The sequence below is a fragment of the Enterobacter sp. Res13-Sevr-PEC09-46 genome (genome assembly GCF_015672585.1).
Lineage (GTDB): Bacteria > Pseudomonadota > Gammaproteobacteria > Enterobacterales > Enterobacteriaceae > Enterobacter > Enterobacter hormaechei_C.
Window position 1 is genome coordinate 417,725 of record NZ_JADABR010000020.1, and the last position, 20,708, is coordinate 438,432.

General features: G+C 58.5%; 11 protein-coding genes and 2 tRNA genes. 5 read left to right on the plus strand and 8 right to left on the minus strand.

Going from position 1 to position 20,708, the window contains the following annotated elements:
* The first annotated feature begins 30 nt into the window (after positions 1-30).
* The 3 genes from purU (at position 31) to IMQ56_RS15650 (ending at position 1,234) form a co-directional block, all read left to right on the plus strand.
* Positions 31-873, plus strand: a complete 843-nt coding sequence (gene purU, locus IMQ56_RS15640; RefSeq protein WP_015570366.1) for a formyltetrahydrofolate deformylase — start codon at positions 31-33, stop codon at positions 871-873.
* A gap of 157 nt (positions 874-1,030) precedes the next feature.
* Positions 1,031-1,115 (plus strand) — tRNA-Tyr (locus IMQ56_RS15645).
* A gap of 34 nt (positions 1,116-1,149) precedes the next feature.
* A tRNA-Tyr gene (locus IMQ56_RS15650) sits at positions 1,150-1,234 on the plus strand.
* Positions 1,235-1,459: 225 nt separating this feature from the next.
* Here IMQ56_RS15650 and narI read toward each other — a convergent pair.
* The 5 genes from narI to IMQ56_RS15675 form a co-directional block, all read right to left on the minus strand.
* Positions 1,460-2,137 (minus strand): respiratory nitrate reductase subunit gamma, encoded by a 678-nt coding sequence (gene narI / locus IMQ56_RS15655; protein WP_015570365.1) that lies wholly within the window; start codon positions 2,135-2,137, stop codon positions 1,460-1,462.
* Entirely contained in the window at positions 2,137-2,847 is a 711-nt protein-coding gene (gene narJ, locus IMQ56_RS15660; RefSeq protein ID WP_015570364.1) for a nitrate reductase molybdenum cofactor assembly chaperone, read from the minus strand. Before narJ ends, narI begins: the two co-directional genes overlap by 1 nt.
* A complete protein-coding gene (gene narH, locus IMQ56_RS15665; protein WP_015570363.1) occupies positions 2,844-4,379 on the minus strand; it encodes a nitrate reductase subunit beta in 1,536 nt (511 codons plus the stop codon). The genes narJ and narH overlap by 4 nt, the downstream gene beginning before the upstream one ends.
* Positions 4,376-8,119, minus strand: coding sequence for a nitrate reductase subunit alpha (locus IMQ56_RS15670; protein ID WP_032669675.1), 3,744 nt, complete (start codon positions 8,117-8,119; stop codon positions 4,376-4,378). Before IMQ56_RS15670 ends, narH begins: the two co-directional genes overlap by 4 nt.
* A gap of 381 nt (positions 8,120-8,500) precedes the next feature.
* Complete coding sequence (locus tag IMQ56_RS15675; RefSeq protein ID WP_017384245.1) at positions 8,501-9,898, minus strand: NarK family nitrate/nitrite MFS transporter; 1,398 nt, start codon at positions 9,896-9,898, stop codon at positions 8,501-8,503.
* 309 nt (positions 9,899-10,207) lie between these two features.
* Here IMQ56_RS15675 and narX point away from each other — a divergent pair, with 309 nt between their 5' ends.
* Both narX and narL read left to right on the plus strand, forming a co-directional pair.
* A complete protein-coding gene (gene narX, locus IMQ56_RS15680; protein ID WP_032669674.1) occupies positions 10,208-12,004 on the plus strand; it encodes a nitrate/nitrite two-component system sensor histidine kinase NarX in 1,797 nt (598 codons plus the stop codon).
* Entirely contained in the window at positions 11,997-12,647 is a 651-nt protein-coding gene (narL, locus tag IMQ56_RS15685; RefSeq protein ID WP_003856701.1) for a two-component system response regulator NarL, read from the plus strand. Before narX ends, narL begins: the two co-directional genes overlap by 8 nt.
* A gap of 1 nt (position 12,648) precedes the next feature.
* Here the strand turns inward: narL and IMQ56_RS15690 are convergent, their stop codons facing one another.
* The 3 genes from IMQ56_RS15690 to nirB all read right to left on the minus strand — a co-directional run bounded on the left by IMQ56_RS15690 (position 12,649) and on the right by nirB (position 20,699).
* Complete coding sequence (locus tag IMQ56_RS15690; RefSeq protein ID WP_196063929.1) at positions 12,649-14,067, minus strand: YchO/YchP family invasin; 1,419 nt, start codon at positions 14,065-14,067, stop codon at positions 12,649-12,651.
* 171 nt (positions 14,068-14,238) lie between these two features.
* Positions 14,239-16,716 (minus strand): nitrate reductase, encoded by a 2,478-nt coding sequence (locus IMQ56_RS15695; protein ID WP_196065231.1) that lies wholly within the window; start codon positions 16,714-16,716, stop codon positions 14,239-14,241.
* Positions 16,713-20,699 (minus strand): nitrite reductase large subunit NirB, encoded by a 3,987-nt coding sequence (nirB, locus tag IMQ56_RS15700; RefSeq protein ID WP_196064062.1) that lies wholly within the window; start codon positions 20,697-20,699, stop codon positions 16,713-16,715. Before nirB ends, IMQ56_RS15695 begins: the two co-directional genes overlap by 4 nt.
* Positions 20,700-20,708: the final 9 nt, after the last annotated feature.

Here is a 20,708-nt window from a genome sequence, read left to right on the forward strand (position 1 = left end):
TCGCAAATACATAAACAGGATTTCCCGGCGATGCAATCATTACAACGTAAAGTTCTGCGCACTATCTGTCCCGATCAAAAAGGGCTGATCGCACGAATTACCAACATTTGCTACAAGCATGAACTGAATATCGTGCAGAACAACGAGTTCGTTGACCACCGTACCGGTCGCTTCTTTATGCGTACCGAACTGGAAGGTATTTTCAACGACACAACCCTGCTTGCCGATCTGGACAGCGCCCTGCCGGAAGGCTCGGTGCGCGAGCTTAACCCGGCGGGCCGTCGCCGCATTGTCATTCTGGTCACCAAAGAGGCGCACTGCCTGGGCGATCTGCTGATGAAAGCCAACTACGGTGGCCTGGACGTCGAAATTGCCGCCGTCATTGGCAACCATGAGACGCTGCGTACGCTGGTTGAACGTTTTGACATTCCGTTTGAGCTGGTCAGTCACGAAGGCTATACCCGTGAAGAGCACGACAACCTGATGGCAGCTGCGATTGAAGCGCATAACCCGGACTACGTGGTGCTGGCGAAATATATGCGCGTGCTGACGCCATCCTTCGTGGCGCGCTTCCCGAACAAAATTATCAACATCCACCACTCCTTCCTGCCAGCCTTTATTGGCGCGCGTCCGTATCACCAGGCATACGAGCGTGGGGTGAAGATCATTGGCGCAACCGCGCACTACGTGAATGACAATCTGGACGAAGGTCCAATCATCATGCAGGACGTGATCCACGTGGATCACACCTATACGGCAGAAGATATGATGCGTGCTGGCCGTGACGTTGAGAAGAACGTACTGAGCCGTGCGCTGTATCAGGTACTTGCTCAGCGCGTCTTTGTGTACGGCAACAGAACGATTATTCTTTAATCCCTCGGAAAATGAATTGATTAGCTTTACGCCTTTACGGATAAAAAGCAGGCAAACAGCTTCATTTTCCTAAAGGAATGCTTTACAGGGGCGTCTCATTTGATATGATGCGCCCCGCTTCCAACAGGAAGCAGGCCAGTTAAAAGTATTACCCCGTGGTGGGGTTCCCGAGCGGCCAAAGGGAGCAGACTGTAAATCTGCCGTCATCGACTTCGAAGGTTCGAATCCTTCCCCCACCACCATCTCCAGCTTTACCTCAAAATATGAATTACCCCTGGTGGGGTTCCCGAGCGGCCAAAGGGAGCAGACTGTAAATCTGCCGTCATCGACTTCGAAGGTTCGAATCCTTCCCCCACCACCATCACTTCCAGATTCTTAAGCACTCACTCAAGCACAATGCTCCATATTTCTCGATGCCGGGAGTAATCCTTCCCTGCCTGTTTTCCCCGGTGGCGCTTCGCTTACCGGGGCTACGAATAGGGTCTGTAGGCCGGGTAAGGCGCAGCCGCCACCCGGCATCCGCACGCCCCCCTGGATCGGGGACAAAAAAAACCCCGCAAATGCGGGGTTGTATTAATACAGCGAATCAGCGACGAGCACGCACAACCTGATATTTGCGCGTCAGGTACTCCACCGGCGCACTCCAGATGTGCACCAGGCGAGAGAACGGGAACAGCACAAACAGGGTCATACCCAGCACCAGGTGAACGCGGAAGATAAACGCCACGCCGTCCAGATGCTCAGAAGCGCCCCCGCGGAAGGTCACGACAGACTGTGCCCATCCAACCAGCTTCATCATCTCGCTGCCGTCCATATGCTGCGCAGAGAATGGAATGGTCAGCAGACCAAGCGCACACTGCACCATCAGCAGGGAGAGGATCAGGATGTCCGCTCCGGTCGTGGTAGCCCGCACGCGTGGGCTGAACAGACGTCGTTTCAGCAGCAGCAGACCACCCACCAGGGTCATCACGCCACAGGCGCCGCCGGCAATCATCGCCATCTTCTGCTTCACTTCAATCGGCAGCCACGCTTCGTACATCCAGTGCGGGGTCAGCATCCCCAGGAAGTGGCCGGCGAAAATTCCCAAAATCCCGATGTGGAACAGGTTTGACGCCAGGTTCATCCCTTTACGATCCAGCATCTGGCTGGAGGCAGCACGCCAGGTGTACTGGCCATAGTCATAACGCAGCCAGCTTCCCACCAGGAATACGGTGCCCGCGATATACGGGTAAATGTCAAAGAAGAACATATTCAGGAAGTGCATTAGTGCTGTCCTCCGTTAGAGATATTCAAATATTGCGGAGCCACCGCTCCGGCAAAACGACGCTGATGCGCGGAGATTTCAGATTCGCCACAGCTCTGGTCAGCAAAGAATTTCACCTGCTCTTCTTCCCAGACGGCATCCAGTGCTTGTGGGGTATCGTCACGGGCTTCATCCGCAATTTTTTCCGCCACTTTTTGACTGTCAACCGAGGCGTTAGCCAGTTTCACCAGCAGATCGAACAGGACTGCATAGCTGCTCTCACGTTGCTGGAGACGCGCGCCGAGCAACGCCAGAATGGGAGCAATGTCCTGCAACCCGCCCAGCGCTTCCTCTTTCGGCAACTGTGCCAGATATTCCAGATACAGCGGCAGGTGATCCGGCAGCTCGCGGCTGTCGAGTTGCAAACCGTGCTGCTCGTACTGGGCCATCAGATCCACCATCGCCTGACCACGGTCGCGGGATTCACCGTGAACGTGTTCGAACAGCAGCAGAGACGTGGCACGGCCCCGGTCAAACAGCTGGCTGTAGTCCGCCTGCGCATCAAGAAGATCGCGTGCCAGCAGATCGCGGAGGAAAACGCCCAGCTTCTGGGCATCCATTTTATCCAGGTTTTCAGATGACGCGAGTGCATCAAAGAGTTCCTGTTGATGCTGCACAAGCGCAGCATCAGGGTACTCGAGCAGACGCGAAACAATGACGAGTTCAATCATTGGTGCGGCTCCGTTTTGCTGGTCACATCCATCGCGTCAATGCGGCGGCTGTTGAACAGGTTGAATTTGCTGTCTGACCCGTGGCAACCGTCGCCAAAGGTAAAGCCACACCCACTTTTCTCCGGGAAGGCCTCGCGAGCCAGTTCACGGTGGCTGCTCGGCACCACGAAACGATCTTCGTAGTTAGCGATTGCCAGATAGCGGTACATCTCCTGCGCCTGCGCTTCGGTCAGACCAACCTCCTCCAGCGCGCGGGTATCGTTAACGCCGTCAACGGTTTCGGCACGTTTGAAGTGACGCATCGCCAGCATACGTTTCAGCGCGAGCAGTACCGGCTGGGTATCCCCTGCGGTGAGCAGGTTGGCCAGATACTGAACCGGGATACGCAGGCTTTCCACGTCCGGCAGAATGCCGTTGCTGCCCAGTTCACCCGCGTCCGCCGCAGACTGAATCGGAGACAGCGGCGGCACGTACCAGACCATCGGCAGCGTGCGGTATTCCGGGTGCAGCGGCAGGGCCAGCTTCCAGTCCATCGCCATTTTGTACACCGGAGACTGCTGTGCGGCATCAATCACGCTCTGCGGAATACCGTCTTTCAGCGCCTGCTCAATAACCTTTGGATCGTTTGGATCGAGGAAGACGTCCAGCTGACGCTGATACAGATCTTTCTCGTTCTCGGTGCTTGCGACATTTTCAATCGCGTCCGCGTCGTACAGCAGCACGCCGAGGTAGCGGATACGACCTACGCAGCTCTCTGAGCAGACGGTCGGCATACCGGCTTCGATACGCGGGTAGCAGAAGATGCACTTCTCAGACTTACCGCTCTTCCAGTTGAAGTAGATTTTTTTGTACGGGCAGCCGGTGATGCACATACGCCAGCCGCGGCACTTGTCCTGGTCGATCAGCACAATGCCATCTTCTTCACGCTTGTAGATGGCGCCGCTTGGGCAGGTCGCCACGCATGCCGGGTTAAGGCAGTGTTCGCACAGGCGCGGCAGATACATCATGAAGGTGTTTTCGAACTGGCCGTACATCGCCTTCTGCATGTTCTCGAAGTTCTGGTCTTTGGCGCGTTTTTCGAACTCGCCGCCCAGAATTTCTTCCCAGTTTGGACCGCTGGTAATTTTGTCCATGCGCTGACCGGTGATCAGCGAGCGAGGACGGGCGATCGGCTGGTGTTTGCTTTCCGGCGCGTTGTGCAGGTTCTGGTAGTCGTAATCAAACGGCTCGTAGTAATCATCAATGCCCGGCAGATGCGGGTTAGCGAAGATTTTTCCCAGCAGCATGGCACGGTTACCCATGCGCGGTTGCAGTTTGCCGTTGATTTTACGGATCCAGCCGCCCTTCCACTTCTCCTGGTTTTCCCAGTCGGTCGGGAAGCCAGTGCCCGGCTTACTTTCCACGTTGTTGAACCAGGCGTACTCCATACCTTCACGGCTGGTCCAGACGTTTTTACAGGTGACTGAGCAGGTATGACAGCCGATGCATTTATCCAGATTCAGCACCATGCCGACTTGTGAACGAATTTTCATTTTACGCTCTCCTGTACCTGGTCATTACCTTCGCCATCTAACCAGTTAATATTCTTCATCTTACGTACCACCACGAACTCATCGCGGTTCGATCCTACGGTGCCGTAGTAGTTAAAGCCGTAGGCCAGCTGGGCATAACCACCGATCATGTGGGTCGGCTTCGGCGTAATACGGGTCACGGAGTTGTGAATACCGCCGCGCTGCTCGGTGATCTCAGACCCCGGCAGGTTAACGATACGTTCCTGCGCGTGGTACATCATGGTCATCCCGGCCGGTACACGCTGGCTCACCACCGCACGTGCCGTCAGGGCGCCGTTGCTGTTGAACACTTCGATCCAGTCGTTATCTTCGATACCCAGATCTTTGGCGTCCGCTTCGCTCATCCAGACGATTGGCCCCCCGCGCGACAGCGTCAGCATCAGCAGGTTGTCGCTGTAGGTGGAGTGGATACCCCACTTCTGGTGCGGCGTCAGGAAGTTCAGCGCCTTCTCAGGGTTACCGTTCGATTTCGCGCCCATCACCGCTTTCACGGAGCGGGTGTCGATTGGCGGACGGTAAACCAGCAGGCTTTCACCGAAGTCACGCATCCACTGGTGATCCTGATACAGAGACTGACGGCCAGAAAGCGTGCGCCATGGGATCAGCTCGTGAACGTTGGTGTATCCGGCGTTATAGGACACATGTTCATCTTCGAGGCCAGACCAGGTCGGGCTGGAGATAATCTTGCGCGGCTGGGCCTGAATATCGCGGAAGCGGATTTTCTCTTCCTCTTTATTCTTCGCCAGGTGCGTGTGGTCACGACCGGTAAACTCACTCAGGGCCGCCCACGCTTTCACCGCCACGTGGCCGTTGGTTTCCGGGGCCAGGGTCAGGATCATCTCTGCCGCATCAATTGCCGTGTTCAGCATCGGCTGGCCTTTCGCCGGACCGTCTGCTTTGGTGTAATTGAGCTTGCGCAGCAGATCCATTTCGCTCTGGGTGTTCCAGGCGATGCCTTTACCGCCGTTACCGATCTTCTCCATCAGCGGGCCGATAGAGGTAAAGCGTTCGTAAGTTGCCGGGTAATCACGTTCAACCGGAATAATGTGCGGCGCGGTTACGCCCGGGATCAGATCGCACTCGCCTTTTTTCCAGTCCTTCACGTCCAGCGGCTGCGCCAGTTCGGCAGCGGAGTCGTGCTGGATTGGCAGCGTCACCACGTCGGTCTCTTTGCCCAGGTGCCCTACACAGACTTCAGAGAATTTCTTCGCAATGTCTTTGTAAATTTCCCAGTCGCTTTTTGATTCCCACGCCGGGTCAACGGCCGCCGACAGCGGATGAATAAACGGATGCATATCCGACGTATTCATGTCGTCTTTTTCGTACCAGGTGGCAGTAGGCAGCACGATGTCGGAGTACAGGCAGGTACTGGACAGACGGAAGTCCAGCGTCACCACCAGATCCAACTTGCCGTCGAGACCGTTGTCTTTCCACTCCACTTCTTCCGGCTTCACGCCGCCCTGCTTGCCGAGATCTTTACCCTGAATACCGTTTTCGGTACCGAGCAGGTATTTCAGCATGTACTCGTGGCCTTTACCGGAAGAACCCAGCAGGTTAGAGCGCCAGATGAACAGGTTACGCGGATGGTTTTTACCGTTCTCCGGCTGTTCTGCCGCGAAGCGGATTGAGCCGTCTTTAAGGGATTTAACGGTGTAGTCCACCGGCGACATGCCCGCCTGCTTCGCCGCTTCCGCAATGCGCAGCGGGTTCGTGCCCAGCTGCGGCGCAGACGGCAGCCAGCCCATACGCTCAGCGCGCACGTTGAAGTCAATCAGGTGGCCGCTGTAGCGGGATTTATCCGCCATCGGCGACAGCAGTTCCTGGGCGGTAACCGTCTCGTAGCGCCACTGGCTGGAGTGGTTATAGAAGTAGGAGGTGCTGTTCATGTGACGAGCCGGACGCTGCCAGTCAAGGGCAAACGCCAGCGGTTGCCAGCCGGTCTGCGGACGCAGTTTTTCCTGGCCCACGTAGTGCGCCCAGCCGCCGCCGCTCTGCCCGACGCAGCCGCAGAAGATCAGCATGTTGATCAGGCCGCGATAGTTCATGTCGAGGTGATACCAGTGGTTCAGACCGGCACCGACGATGATCATGGAGCGACCGTGGGTTTTGTCGGCGTTTTCCGCAAATTCGCGGGCGATACGGGTGATCTGGGCGCGTGGCACACCGGTGATCTGCTCCGCCCAGGCTGGGGTATAAGCCTTCACGTCATCATAGCTGGTCGCGCAGTTTTCGTCGTTCAGGCCGCGCTCCAGGCCGTAGTTCGCCATGGTCAGATCGTAGACGGTAGTGACCAGAGCAGTAGAACCGTCCGCCAGTTGCAGGCGCTTCACCGGCAGCTTGTGCATCAGAACGTTTTGCAACTCAACCTTGTTGAAGTGCTCGGAACCTTCACCACCAAAGTACGGGAAGCCGACATCGGCGATCTCGTCCTGGCTGCCCAGCATGCTGAGACGCAGCTCCGTCTCTTCACCCGTGGTGCCGTTACGCTGCTCCAGGTTCCATTTGCCTTTTTCGCCCCAGCGGAAGCCGATAGAACCGTTTGGCGCCACCAGCTCGCCGTTGCTGTTGCAGGCGACCGTTTTCCACTCCGGGTTGTTTTCCTGACCCAGCGCATCCACCAGATCCGCGGCACGCAGCATACGGCCTGCGGCGTAATAGCCGTCACGCTCTTCGAGCATCACCAGCATTGGCATGTCGGTATAGCGACGCACGTAATCGGTGAAATACTGGCTTGGCTTGTCGAGGTGGAATTCACGCAGCATGACGTGGCCCATCGCCAGCGCCATTGCGGCATCGGTACCCTGTTTCGGCGCCAGCCACAGGTCGCACAGTTTGGCGATTTCGGCGTAGTCCGGGGTCACGGCGACGGTTTTGGTCCCTTTGTAACGTACTTCGGTAAAGAAGTGCGCATCCGGGGTACGGGTCTGCGGAACGTTAGAGCCCCAGGCGATGATGTAGCTGGAGTTATACCAGTCGGCGGACTCCGGCACGTCGGTCTGCTCACCCCAGGTCTGTGGTGACGCTGGCGGCAGGTCGCAGTACCAGTCGTAGAAGCTCAGGCAGGTACCACCGATGAGTGACAGGTAGCGCGCGCCGGAGGCGTAAGAGACCATCGACATCGCCGGGATTGGCGAGAAGCCTGCCACACGGTCAGGACCGTAGGTTTTCACGGTGTAGACGTTGGAAGCCGCAATCAGCTCGTTCACCTCTTTCCAGGAAGAGCGAACGAAACCACCGCGACCACGCGCCTGTTTGAAGCTTTTCGCTTTGTCGGCATCTTCAATGATGGAGGCCCAGGCATCAACCGGATCGCTGTGCTGCACTTTCGCTTCACGCCACATTTTCATCAGGCGTTTACGCATCAGCGGGTATTTCAGACGGTTGGCACTGTAGAGATACCAGGAGTAGCTGGCCCCACGCGGGCAGCCGCGCGGCTCGTGGTTCGGCATATCCGGACGGGTACGCGGATAATCGGTCTGCTGCATTTCCCAGGTCACCAGACCGTTTTTAACGAAAATCTTCCAGCTACATGAGCCAGTGCAGTTTACGCCGTGGGTAGAACGGACAACTTTGTCATGCTGCCAGCGCTGACGGTAACCGTCTTCCCAGTCCCGGTTGGTATCCAGAACCTGGCCGTGCCCATCGGCAAAAGTTTCACCCTTCTGTTTGAAGTAGCGAAACCGGTCCAAAAATTTGCTCATCGGGTATCTCCTGTATGGAGCCTGTGGCTCTCTAAATCGACATTGCTGATTTGCAGCGAAGGTAACGCTATGAAAGATGGTGAGAATTGATAACGATCAAGACGAAGGGGGACTCTGAGGGGGGGTATTAGATCAAATACCACCAAAGCGGTAGCCGTTAATATTTTTTAACTTTATGATTTATATGGATATATTTTATTTATCGTACAATAAGCGAGGCAAAATTTAACATCTTAGGTATTAAGGGGTAGAAACACCTGTAAAGCGATGGCGATCACAGCGTTACCTGCGTATGACCACAGGAAAAGCTATTAGTATGTTGTAACTATTTAGCGATTAAAAAAAGCGCGGCACTCAGGCCGCGCAAACGGATAATCAAGCTTACTTGTTTTTCTTGGTATTACGGCCATATACCAGCCAGGTGATGACCACGCAGGCGATATAGAAGACGAGGAATACTTTCATCGCACCCGCCGGAGAGCCGGTCAGATCCAGTGAGATACCGAATGCTTTTGGAATAAAGAAGCCGCCAATCGCGCCAATCGCAGAGATAAACCCAAGCGCCGCAGCGGTATCGGTGGCGGCTTCACGCATTGCCTGCTCATCGCTCCCGCCCTGCGCCTTCACGCGGTCCATGGTCAACTTGCGGAAGATGACAGAGATCATCTGGAAAGTAGACGCACTGCCCAGCCCGGCGGTCAGGAACAGCACCATGAATACGCCGAAGAAGGCAAAGAAGTTACCCCCCTCACCACCCGCAGGCAGCGTCAGGAACAGCAGCGCACAGAAGATGGCCATCACAACAAAGTTCACCAGCGTAACGCGCGTTCCCCCCAGACGGTCGGAGATCATCCCGCCCAGCGAACGTGCCAGCGCGCCGATAAACGGACCGAAGAAGGCAAACTGAAGGATCTGCACGTCCGGGAACTGGGTTTTAGACAGCATGGCAAAGCCTGCTGAGAAACCGATGAACGAGCCGAAGGTCGCCAGATACAGCAGCGCCATCACCCACAGGTGGCCACGCTTCAGCACTGGCAGTTGCTCGCTCAGTGACGCTTTGGACGCGGACAGATCGTTCATGAAGAACCACGCCGCCAGGGTAAAGACCACCAGGAACGGTACCCAAATCCAGGAGGCGTTTTGCAGGAACAGCACGGAACCGTCGGGCTGCGTCACACCGCCGCCGCCAAAGGCCGCAAAGATGGAGACAGAGATCGCCAGCGGGGCAATCAGCTGCATCACGCTCACGCCCATATTACCGAGGCCGCCGTTAATGCCCAGCGCACCACCCTGCTTCGCTTTCGGGAAGAAGAAGCTGATGTTTGCCATACTGGACGCAAAGTTCGCCCCCGCAAAACCGCACAGCAGAGAGATAATCACGAATACGCTAAACGGTGTGGAGGTATCCTGCACCGCAAAACCGAGCCACACGCACGGTACGATCATGATCCCGGTACTGAAAGCCGTCCAGCGACGACCACCAAAGACCGGCACCATAAACGCGTAAGGAACGCGCAGCAGTGCGCCTGAAAGCGACGGCAACGCGGTCAACATAAACAGCTGATCGGTGGTAAAGGTAAAGCCCACTTTTGGAAGGTTAACCGCAACCGCACTAAACAACATCCAGACGCAAAACGCCAGTAACAGACATGGAACCGAAATCCACAGATTACGACTTGCTACACGGTGGCCGCGCTGTTGCCAGAACGCCGGATCCTCTGGACGCCAGTCTGTAATAACGGCACCAGTTTCCCTTTCGGGAGCGGAAGAGTGACTCATAGACACCTCTGATTCTCGAATGATGCTGCAAACATTAGGGCTTTAGAGCGGCGGTAAGTTGATATAAATCAAAGGAAAAGTGGGAGGTTTTGCGGCGAAAAAAAAGCCATCACTCTTAATGAGTAGATGCAAAACGTAAAAAAGGTGTGGTTTTTCACGGTGCTGACGCATCCCTGCTTCGTCCACCCACTAACCGTTACCCCTCTGGCAATTTAGAGGTAATCCTTTATTGGTATGGGTATACTCCAGGGTATGCACCAGAATAGCGCCATTCCTGCAATCAGGTCACGTCAGGAGCCCGGCAACTCTATGTTAAAAAGATGTTTATCTCCGCTGACGCTGGTTAACCAGCTGGCGCTTATTGTTCTGCTGTCCACCGCTATCGGTGTGACCGGCATGGCTATTTCTGGCTGGCTGGTACAGGGTGTACAGGGTAACGCGCATGCCATCAACGAGGCAGGCTCGCTACGTATGCAGAGTTACCGGCTGCTGGCGTCGGTGCCGCTGACGCAGGCTGACCAACCGCTTATCGACGAAATGGAGCGTACCGCATTCAGCCCTGAACTGGAAAGAGCCGCCATCCGTGACGGTCAGCAATCTCAGCTTAAGGCGCTTCAGGGCTACTGGCATACCCAGCTGGAGCCTGGGTTAAAGCGGGCGGAAGACCGGGAAACGGTCGCCCGGGACGTCGCCGGGTTTGTATCACGTATCGATCATCTTGTCTCCTCATTCGATCGCACCACAGAGTTACGCATTGACCGTGTGGTGATGGTTCACCGCGCAATGGCGCTGTTTATGGGTTTGCTGCTGATTTTCACGGTTATCTGGCTGCGCGCGCGGTTGCTTAACCCCTGGAAACAGCTCCTGGCGATGGCCCGCGCCGTCACACAGCGCGATTTTACCCAGCGCACGCACATCAGCGGGCGCAACGAAATGGCGATGCTCGGCGAGGCGCTCAACACCATGTCGGCAGAGCTATCAGAAAGCTACGCGGTACTGGAACAACGCGTCCAGGAGAAAACCGCCGGGCTTGAGCAGAAAAACGAGATCCTCTCTTTCCTCTGGCAGGCGAACCGTCGCCTGCATATGCAGGTCCCGCTTTGCGAACGTCTCTCGCCGGTACTGAACGGCCTGCAAAATCTGACTCTGCTCCGCGATCTTGAGCTTCGGGTTTACGACGTTGAGGATGAGGAAAACCATCAGGAATTTACCTGTCAGTCGGACATATCCTGCGACGATAAAGGGTGTCATCTGTGCCCGCGCGGCTTGCCGCCGCTTACCACCAGCGGCACGACCCTCAAGTGGCGGCTGATGGACAGCCATACCCAGTACGGTATTTTGCTGGCCACCCTGCCCGCCGGACGTCACCTGAGCCACGACCAGCAGCAGCTGGTCGATACGCTTGTTGAGCAGCTCACGGCCACGCTGGCGCTCGACCGCCACCAGGAGAAACAGCAGCAGCTGATCGTGATGGAGGAGCGTGCCACCATCGCCCGCGAGCTGCACGACTCCATCGCCCAGTCCCTCTCCTGCATGAAGATGCAGGTGAGCTGCCTGCAAATGCAGGATGAAGGCATGCCCGAGAGCAGCAAACAGCTGCTCAGCCAGATCCGCAACGAGCTTAACACCTCGTGGATTCAGCTTCGCGAGCTGCTGACCACCTTCCGTTTGCAGCTCACCGAGCCGGGGCTGCGCCCTGCGCTGGAATCCAGCTGTCAGGAGTTTAGCGCCCGGCTGGGCTTCCCGGTGAAGCTGGATTACCAGCTGCCACCGCGTTTTGTCCCCTCTCACCAGGCGATCCACTTGCTGCAAATTGCCCGCGAAGCCCTGAGCAACGTGCTCAAGCATGCCGAGGCGACGGCCGTCACGGTCACCGTCAGCTGCCAGGATAATCAGGTGAAGCTCAGGGTTCAGGATAACGGCCGCGGCGTGCCGGAAAATGCCGAACGAACGAACCACTATGGTTTAATTATTATGCGAGACCGCGCGCAAAGCCTGCGCGGTGATTGCCAGGTTCGCCGGGGAGAGTCAGGTGGCACCGAAGTTGTGGTCACCTTTATACCCGAAAAGCCCCTCATAACTGCTCAAGGAGAAAACCATGACTAATCAGGAACCGGCATCTATCCTGTTGATTGACGATCATCCGATGCTGCGCACTGGCGTTAAACAGCTTGTCAGCATGGCGCCAGATATCACCGTCGTCGGGGAAGCCAGTAACGGCGAACAGGGTATTGAACTTGCCGAATCGCTCGATCCTGATTTGATCTTGCTCGATCTCAACATGCCGGGCATGAATGGCCTGGAAACCCTCGACAAGCTGCGGGAGAAATCCCTCTCTGGCCGGGTGGTGGTCTTCAGCGTCTCAAACCATGAAGAAGACGTGGTCACCGCCCTCAAGCGAGGGGCAGACGGCTATCTGCTGAAAGATATGGAGCCGGAAGATCTGCTCAAGGCGCTGCAACAGGCTGCCGCAGGCGAGATGGTGCTGAGTGAAGCGTTAACGCCGGTACTGGCCGCCAGCCTGCGTGCGAACCGCGCCACGTCTGATCGTGACGTCAGCCAGTTGACCCCGCGCGAGCGTGACATTCTGAAGCTGATTGCCCAGGGGCTGCCGAACAAAATGATCGCCCGCCGTCTGGACATCACCGAGAGCACGGTCAAAGTGCATGTCAAACACATGCTGAAAAAAATGAAGTTAAAATCCCGCGTCGAAGCCGCCGTCTGGGTGCATCAGGAGCGCATTTTTTAACTTACTCATCCGGCAGCAACTTCCACCGTGGATCGTCGGCAGGCATTGCGACGAGCGGTTGCACCACGAAAAGCGTGATCTCATTGGAGGAGACACGCTGCCCATCCTTATCTTCCACCACGGCCGTAAGCCGCCATGTATTTTTAGCCCCTTCCGAATCATCCCATACAGGCATGATCACACTCCAGCCATCGCTGCTGTTGCCGTTTGCCGGTGAGGTCAGGCTGAGCGCCTGGGTATCACCCAGCCAGTGGATCTGCCGGATACCGTGCGTGCTGCGAATTTGCAGCTTCAGCATCACCGTTTCGCCTGGCTTAAGATCCCACGGCGGCGTGGCCAGATATACCGAGAGGGTTTTGCGCTGACGGAATTCCATCACGGGCAGATTATCGCGATCGGGTGAATCATAGCGGCTGCCCCGCAGCGAGCGCGTCGCCGCCACTTCCCCGGCGGAAAGCTGTTTCGCCAGCGGCACGCCAAAACGATAGTTGAGCTTCAGCCCGAGGTTATTCTGGCTAACGCCGCTCTCCCCCTGCTTATGGGCAGCCGTCAGGGTGACCAGCGGTACGGGGGTATAGTTCAGTCCCAGGTTGACCGCAACCGGGTTGTGATACCCAGTACCGCTGTTAAACAGATCGACGTTATCGCCAAAATACTGTTCAAAGCTGACGCTGGTGTTCAGGTGGTGAAACCAGGGAAGCCAGGCTTTGGCCGTTACGTCGTATCCGCGCGCCATGCGCTGCTCGCGGATGTCGGAACGCGGCTGCCAGCCAGCGAACGGCTGGTAGTAATTGGCCGACAGGCGCAGGTTTTCACCCCACGCCTCTGCGCCCAGCCCGGCACGTTGCAGGTTGTCTTCCAGCAGGTTGTCGTAAAAAGTGTTGTAGCCCAGCAGCCAGTTTCCGGCAACCCAGCGCTGACCTGCCCCGACGTTACTCACCAGCCCGTCTGTCTGCTGCGTCAGCCCAAGCTGGCTCCAGCTCAGATAGCGGGTATTGTCGTTCCAGGGGATAAACCAGCTTCCGCTGCTGCCGTTAAAGTTGCCGTCGTCATCCACCAGCACATTGACGTTGGCGTTTCCCCAGGGTGAAAGCCAGGATTCAATCTGCTCGTTGACTTCCCCGCTCACGGCATCCCGCACCTTGCCAAACGCGAACTGTCGCGCCTGCTGCCCGGCCGTCAGGCCGTTATCGGTCATACTGGCTTCACCGAATGCCTTAGCCATTTCAGCCAGATGCTTTTCGCCTTCGCTGGTCGGTTGCGCCATGCCGAGATCCGGCAGACTATCGCCGTTGTTATCAAACGGATTTTGCGCCTGCTGCACGAAGGATTTCGGCGCACCATGAACGGCTCCAGCCGTAAAAAGGGGGAGTAACAGCAAAAAACGGATGCGGGACGATACAGCCTTCAACGTCGTCAATCAGAACCTGTGTTTATGAACAAACACTTATTATGTTAACGCCATAAGCCCTGAAAACCAGTCTTAACAGAAATTTCAGGAATATCCTGAAAAGATTTGTCGGGTGGCGGCTTCGCCTTACCCGACCTACAAATTCGTACCGGTGCGAAGCCGCCACCCGACGCCCTTACACTATCCCAACAGCCCTTTCAGCTCCGGCACGCAGGAGCCGCAGTTCGTACCGCAGCGCAGCTTCACGCCCAGCGCTGCGGCAGAATCACAGCCTCCGGCTATCGCCTTACGTATCGTATTTTCACCCACGCTGAAGCAGCTACAGATAATTCGCCCGGGATCGGCATCTTCGCCCGGCCGTTGCCCGTGCAGCAGCGCATGGCGTTCAGCAAGTTGGACGGGCGCAGCAGCAAAGGCTTCTTCAATAAACGCATGCGCCAGCGCCGGCAGCATATGGCCCTCCCAGTAGCCCAGCATCAGCTCACCGTGATGCCAGGCGAGCACGCTGCTGCGTTCTCCCGTCTGTGCCACCTGTAACTGCCAGCCCCGACCGCTGGCGTACGCCATGATCCACGACAGCAACGGCTGCTCCCCCGCCACCGTCAGACGTGAGGCTTTACGCCACCAGCAGACCGACGGCGGCAGCGCTGGCAGCTCGCGGGCATACAGTTCACCCTGCCAGGCGGGTAGCCAGGGCATGATCCTCACCGCGGTTTGTTTACTCTCCGGCTGGCCGGACCCGGCATCAACCCGCCCTTCCACCAGCGCATTGACCTTACCCTGCCGGGCAAATTGCGCGTTCCAGTGCATCGGCGCAAACAGCTCGCCTACACGCTGCGCGGTGGAGATACGTACTCTGGCAACCATCACTCCGCGCGGGGAGCTTACCCGCGCCAGCTGGCCGTCAGTCAGCCCGGCGCGCGCCGCATCGGTTGCGTTCATCTCAACAAAAGGCTCATCGATATGCTGCATCAGACGCGGAACATACCCCGTGCGCGTCATGGTGTGCCACTGATCGCGGATCCGCCCGGTATTCAGTATCAAGGGGTACAATTCGTCGACGCCTGCCCCATGCGGGGAGGGGTCAACCGGAACAAGCGTTCTTTGCGGGAAATCACCGGCATGCCACTGATACGGCGCCAGCTCGTCCCACGCCTCTCGCGACAGCGACGCCAGTTCGCGCAGGTTTAGCGCCCGTTCGCCGTTATTTTCAAACGCCGTTAGCGCCGCATGTTCACAAAATATCTCCTGAGGGTGTTCCCAGGCGAAGGCATCGCCATAACCGAGCTGCTCTGCGATCCGGGCGATGATCCACCAGTCCGGTCTGGCCTCGCCCGGCGCAGGCAGAAAGGCGCGCTGGCGGGAGATACGGCGTTCAGAATTGGTCACCGTGCCGTTTTTCTCGCCCCAGCCCAGGGCGGGAAAACGGATATGGGCAAACCGGCTGGTGTCCGTCTCCTGCATCACCTCAGATACCATGACCAGCGGGCAGGCCGCCAGCGCCTGGCACACCGCGTGGCTGTCGGGAAGTGAAACGGCAGGGTTGGTGCCCATGATCCACACCGCCTTCACCTCGCCGCGGGCAATGGCGTCAAACAGTTCCACCGCCATCAGGCCCGGGGTCTGCGCCAGCCGTTCCGTTCCCCAGAAACGCGCCACGCGCGCGAGATCGTCCGGCTCGAAGTTCATGTGCGCCGCCAGCTGATTCGCCAGTCCCCCCACTTCCCGCCCGCCCATGGCATTTGGCTGTCCGGTCAGCGAAAACGGGCCGCAGCCAGGACGGTTGAACTTCCCGCTGGCAAGATGCACGTTAATGATGGCGTTGCACTTGTCGCTGCCGCTGGAGGACTGGTTGATCCCCATGGTGTAGAGCGTGATCGCGCGTGGCGCGGTGACAAACCAGTCGTAGAAGGTGCCAATCTCGTCTGAAGGCAGATCGCAAAACGCCGCCACGCGAGGGATCGGCCACTCGCCGCGCCCCTGAATCAGATTGAGCAACCCCACAAACAGCCCGGCGTCACTGCCGGGTCTGAGCGCGAGGTGGAGATCGGCGATATCGCAGGTGGCGGTTTTACGCGGATCGATCACGACCACTTTCATCTGCGGATTGTTGTGTTTTGCCTGCACCAGCCGCTGATACAGCACCGGATGCGTCCAGGCCGCGTTCGAGCCAACGAGTACCACCAGATCGCTGTTTTCCACGTCCTCGTAGCTGCACGGCACCACGTCTTCACCGAAGGCGCGTTTGTAGCCCACCACCGCCGATGACATGCACAGCCGCGAGTTGGTATCAATGTTCGCCGCCCCGATAAAGCCTTTCATCAGCTTGTTGGCGGCATAGTAATCCTCGGTCAACAGCTGGCCGGAGGCATAAAACGCCACCGCCTGCGGCCCCCATTCGTTGATAATGTTCCGCAGCCGCTCGCCCGCTTCGCCCAGCGCCTGCGGCCATGCCACCTCCCGGCCATCGACAACCGGGCGCAGCAGGCGTCCCTGTAGCCCTGTGGTTTCCCCAAGGGCAGATCCTTTTACGCACAGACGACCGAAATTCGCCGGATGAGTTTCATCCCCCCGAATGCTCACCTTTTCACCGTCTGCGCTGGCGACCACGCCGCAGCCCACCCCGCAGTAAGGGCACGTTGTCCGGGTTTCCGTCATGAGGCCTCCGCGCGCATCACCAGCTCTTCATTTCCAACCCACACCTTGCCGTTTTCGATTTTTACCGGCCAGGCACGCACCGCAGGCGCCCCGCTCTCAGCCTGACACCCGTCGCGCAGACGAATACGTTGCTTGTAGAGCGGCGAGATCACCACCGGTTCCCCCGCCGCATCGCCGAGGATGCCGCGTGAGAGCACGTTCGCGCGGCTGCCCGGCTCCCGATCGTCGAGGGCATAAACGGTTTTGCCAAAGCGGAACAACGCAATCGGTTTGCGCCCAAGATGCGCGCCAATGCCCGCCTGCTCCGGGATCTCGTCGATATTACAAATTTCCTGCCAGCGCATGTTCTCCTCCGCGGCGGGGACGTTCACCGCGGTGCGGAACAGCGCCAGGCGGTCAGGATCGTTAAGGGTGGTTTGCCATTCGCACTGGTAGGTCTCCACCACCCGGGCCATCTCCTGCTCCAGCTCGTGGGCGATCCCCAGGCTGTCGTTGAGGATCACCTCGCGCAGATAGTCGAGGCCGCCTTCCAGGTTATCCATCCAGGTACTGGTGCGTTGCAGACGATCTGCCGTGCGAATGTAGAACATCAGGAAACGGTCAACGGTGCGGATCAGCGTTTCGTCGTCCAGATCGCTGGCGAAGAGATCCGCGTGGCGCGGCTTCATCCCGCCGTTGCCGCACAGATAGAGGTTCCAGCCTTTGTCCGTGGCAATCACCCCTACGTCTTTGCTCTGCGCCTCTGCGCACTCACGGGTACAGCCGGAGACCGCCATTTTGATTTTGTGCGGCGCGCGCAGCCCCTTGTAGCGGTGCTCCAGCCTGACCGCGAGGCCGGTGGAATCCTGCACGCCGTAGCGACACCAGGTCGACCCGACGCAGGATTTCACCGTGCGCAGGGATTTCCCGTAAGCATGTCCGGTCTCAAACCCGGCCTCCACCAGCGCCTGCCAGATTTCCGGCAACTGCTCGAGCGTGGCGCCAAACAGGTCAATACGCTGCCCGCCGGTAATTTTGCTGTAAAGGCTATAGCGTTTCGCGATCTGGCCGATGGCGATCAGCCCGTCGGCGGTCACTTCACCCGCCGGCATCCGCGGGACGATGGAGTAGGTTCCGTCCTTCTGAATATTGGCGAAATAGCGGTCGTTGGTGTCCTGCAATGGCAGATGCGCCGGTTTCAGCAGATACTCGTTCCAGCAGGAAGCCAATACCGATCCCACCAGCGGCTTACAGATCTCGCACCCGTGCCCCTGACCGTAGCGGCTGATAAGCTGGTCGAAGGTGCGGATATGGTTGACGCGCACCAGGTGGTAAATCTCCTGACGCGAGTACGGGAAGTGTTCGCAGATATCTTTCTTCACCTCCACGCCCTGCTCCGCAAGCTGGAACTCCATCACCTGCTTCACCAGCGCGCTACAGCCTCCGCAGCCGGTCGCGGCTTTGGTGCACTGCTTAATGGCGCCGATATCCGTCGCACCCGCGCTTACCGCCTGGCAGATATCCCCTTTGCTGACGTTATGACACGAACAGATCTGCGCGCTTTCCGGCAGCGCCGCCACGCCCAGCGCTTTCGGCGCGCTGCCTGACGACGCGGGTAAGATCAGCGTTTCCGGCTCTTTTGGCAGGCTGATGCCGTTGAGCATCATCTGCACCAGCGTGGCGTATTCGCTGGCATCGCCCACCAGCACGCCGCCCAGCAGCGTTTTGCTGTCGTGGCTGACCACAATTTTTTTGTAGATTTGCTGCGGCCCGTGCGTCCACTGGTAGCTCAGCGCGCCCGGCGTGCGCCCGTGGGCATCGCCAAACGACGCCACATCCACCCCCAGCAACTTGAGTTTGGTACTCATATCCGCGCCGGTGAAGCGCTTCTCCTCACCCGCCAGCACAGCGGCGGCCACGCGCGCCATCTGGTAGCCCGGGGCCACCAGGCCAAAGATTTTCCCCTCCCACAGCGCGCATTCCCCGATGGCAAGCACGTCCTGATCGGAAGTCCGGCAGACGTCGTCAATGCAGATCCCGCCGCGCTCGCCGACAGCCAGCCCGCTGCTGCGCGCCAGCGCGTCCTGCGGCCGAATACCGGCAGAGAAGACCACCATGTCCGTTTCCAGCTGCTCGCCATCGGCAAAGCGCAGCACCAGCCCGTCGTCTGCGGAGGCAATCTCCGTCGTCGATTTACTGGTGTGCACCCCTACGCCCAGCGCCTCAATTTTCTTGCGCAGCATTGCCGCGCCGTCGCTGTCGAGCTGCACCGCCATCAGGTTCGGCGCAAACTCCACCACGTGAGTTTCCAGCCCGAGCTGCTTAAGCGCATTCGCCGCCTCCAGCCCCAGCAGGCCGCCGCCAATCACCACACCGCGGCGAGAGCCTGCCGCATGGGCCGCAATGTTGTCCAGATCGTCGAGGGTGCGGTAGACAAAACAACCCGGCAGATCGTTGCCCGGAACGGGTGGTACGAACGGGTACGAGCCGGTCGCCAGCACCAGCTTGTCCCAGTGAGTCTCATGGCCACTGGCGGTACGCACTACGTGTGCATCACGATCGATAGCGACGATCTGCTGCGAGAGGCGCAGCTCAATGCCGTTATCGGCAAAGAACTCCCCCGCCACCAGCGAGAGCGAGTCCGCGCTGCGTCCGCCAAAATATTCCGACAGATGCACGCGGTCATAGGCGGCATAGCGCTCTTCGCCAAAAACAATAATCTGATACTGCTGATGCAAATTGCGGTTGACGCAGTCTTCGAGGAAATGATGGCCGACCATACCGTGCCCAACCACCACCAGAGTAGGTTTTGTCATAGCGTTCTGTCCTGCAACCTGCTGTTGCGTTGTGAAACGATCGAACAGCCAGTCCGCGTGGGCGGGCGCAGCCGTTGCCAGTAAATCGGTAAAGGTTGCCGCGCTGCGGCAGTCACCCATCAGCAGCACGCCAGCCAGCGCCCCCTGATGGATCAGTAAACGTCGATAGTGACGGGTCAGCGGGTCCCATGAACTCCAGACCACATCGTCCGCCTGCGCCGTCGCGCGTCCGAGGCTGAACAGCGCCACGCCGGTCACCTTAAGGCGCACGCCGTTGTCGGTCAGGGTAAACGGCGCGGTGACCTCCCCGGCCAGCCGCGCGGCAAGAATATCCGCCTGCGCCAGACAGGGGGCGACCAGGCCAAACGTCTGGCCGTCAATTTCGCAGCACTCGCCGATGGCGTAGATATCCGGCACGGAGGTTTGCATCTGCTGATCCACCACGATGCCGCGCGCGCAGCGAATGCCGCTGGCTTTTGCCAGCGCGACGTTGGGCTGTACACCCGTAGCCAGCACCACGCGCGTGGCGGCGATGCGGCGTCCGTCGAGCAACGTCACGGCATCGTCAGTGATGGCCGTGATGCCGGAGGCGAGTTCACAGCGTACGCCCCGCTTCGCCAGCGCCTCGTCAAGCAGCAGTCCCGTCTGCTGATCCAGCTGCTGTTCCATCAGCCACGTGCCGCGATGGATAAGCGTGACGTTGTCACCGTTTCGCGCCAGCGCTGCCGCTGCCTCCACGCCGAGTACGCCGCCGCCCAGCACTACCGCCGGCCCGGAGATATTCTGGATGGCGCGGGTCTCTGCCAGGGTGCGAAAGGTGAACACATGCGGTGCATCGCCGCCGGGGATCGGCGGCACTACAGGGGTAGACCCGGTGGCAAACACCAGCGCATCCCAGCCCAGCGTGCGAGCAGAGGTATGCACTTCACGCGCGTTGACGTCTACTGCGAGCGCCTTTTCTCCTCGCAGCACCGTCACGCCTCGTGCCGTGTACCAGTCTTCATCGTGCAGACAGATGTGCTCCGCCTGCTTTTCGCCACCCAGCACCGGTGAAAGCTGGATGCGGTTGTACGCCTGCTCAGGCTCGTCACCGATGACGGTGATAGCGAAACGACCGGGAACACGCCCGGTGAGCGACGCAATCAGCCGGGTTGCCGCCATACCATTACCGATAATGACCAGTCGCATCGTGCCCCC

Bases quoted from the DNA above. Each gene is read 5' to 3' on its own strand.
- purU (WP_015570366.1), top strand. From the start codon at position 31: ATGCAATCATTACAACGTAAAGTTCTGCGCACTATCTGTCCCGATCAA.
- narI (WP_015570365.1), bottom strand. From the start codon at position 2,137: ATGCACTTCCTGAATATGTTCTTCTTTGACATTTACCCGTATATCGCG.
- narJ (WP_015570364.1), bottom strand. From the start codon at position 2,847: ATGATTGAACTCGTCATTGTTTCGCGTCTGCTCGAGTACCCTGATGCT.
- narH (WP_015570363.1), bottom strand. From the start codon at position 4,379: ATGAAAATTCGTTCACAAGTCGGCATGGTGCTGAATCTGGATAAATGC.
- IMQ56_RS15670 (WP_032669675.1), bottom strand. From the start codon at position 8,119: ATGAGCAAATTTTTGGACCGGTTTCGCTACTTCAAACAGAAGGGTGAA.
- IMQ56_RS15675 (WP_017384245.1), bottom strand. From the start codon at position 9,898: ATGAGTCACTCTTCCGCTCCCGAAAGGGAAACTGGTGCCGTTATTACA.
- narX (WP_032669674.1), top strand. From the start codon at position 10,208: ATGTTAAAAAGATGTTTATCTCCGCTGACGCTGGTTAACCAGCTGGCG.
- narL (WP_003856701.1), top strand. From the start codon at position 11,997: ATGACTAATCAGGAACCGGCATCTATCCTGTTGATTGACGATCATCCG.
- IMQ56_RS15695 (WP_196065231.1), bottom strand. From the start codon at position 16,716: ATGACGGAAACCCGGACAACGTGCCCTTACTGCGGGGTGGGCTGCGGC.
- nirB (WP_196064062.1), bottom strand. From the start codon at position 20,699: ATGCGACTGGTCATTATCGGTAATGGTATGGCGGCAACCCGGCTGATT.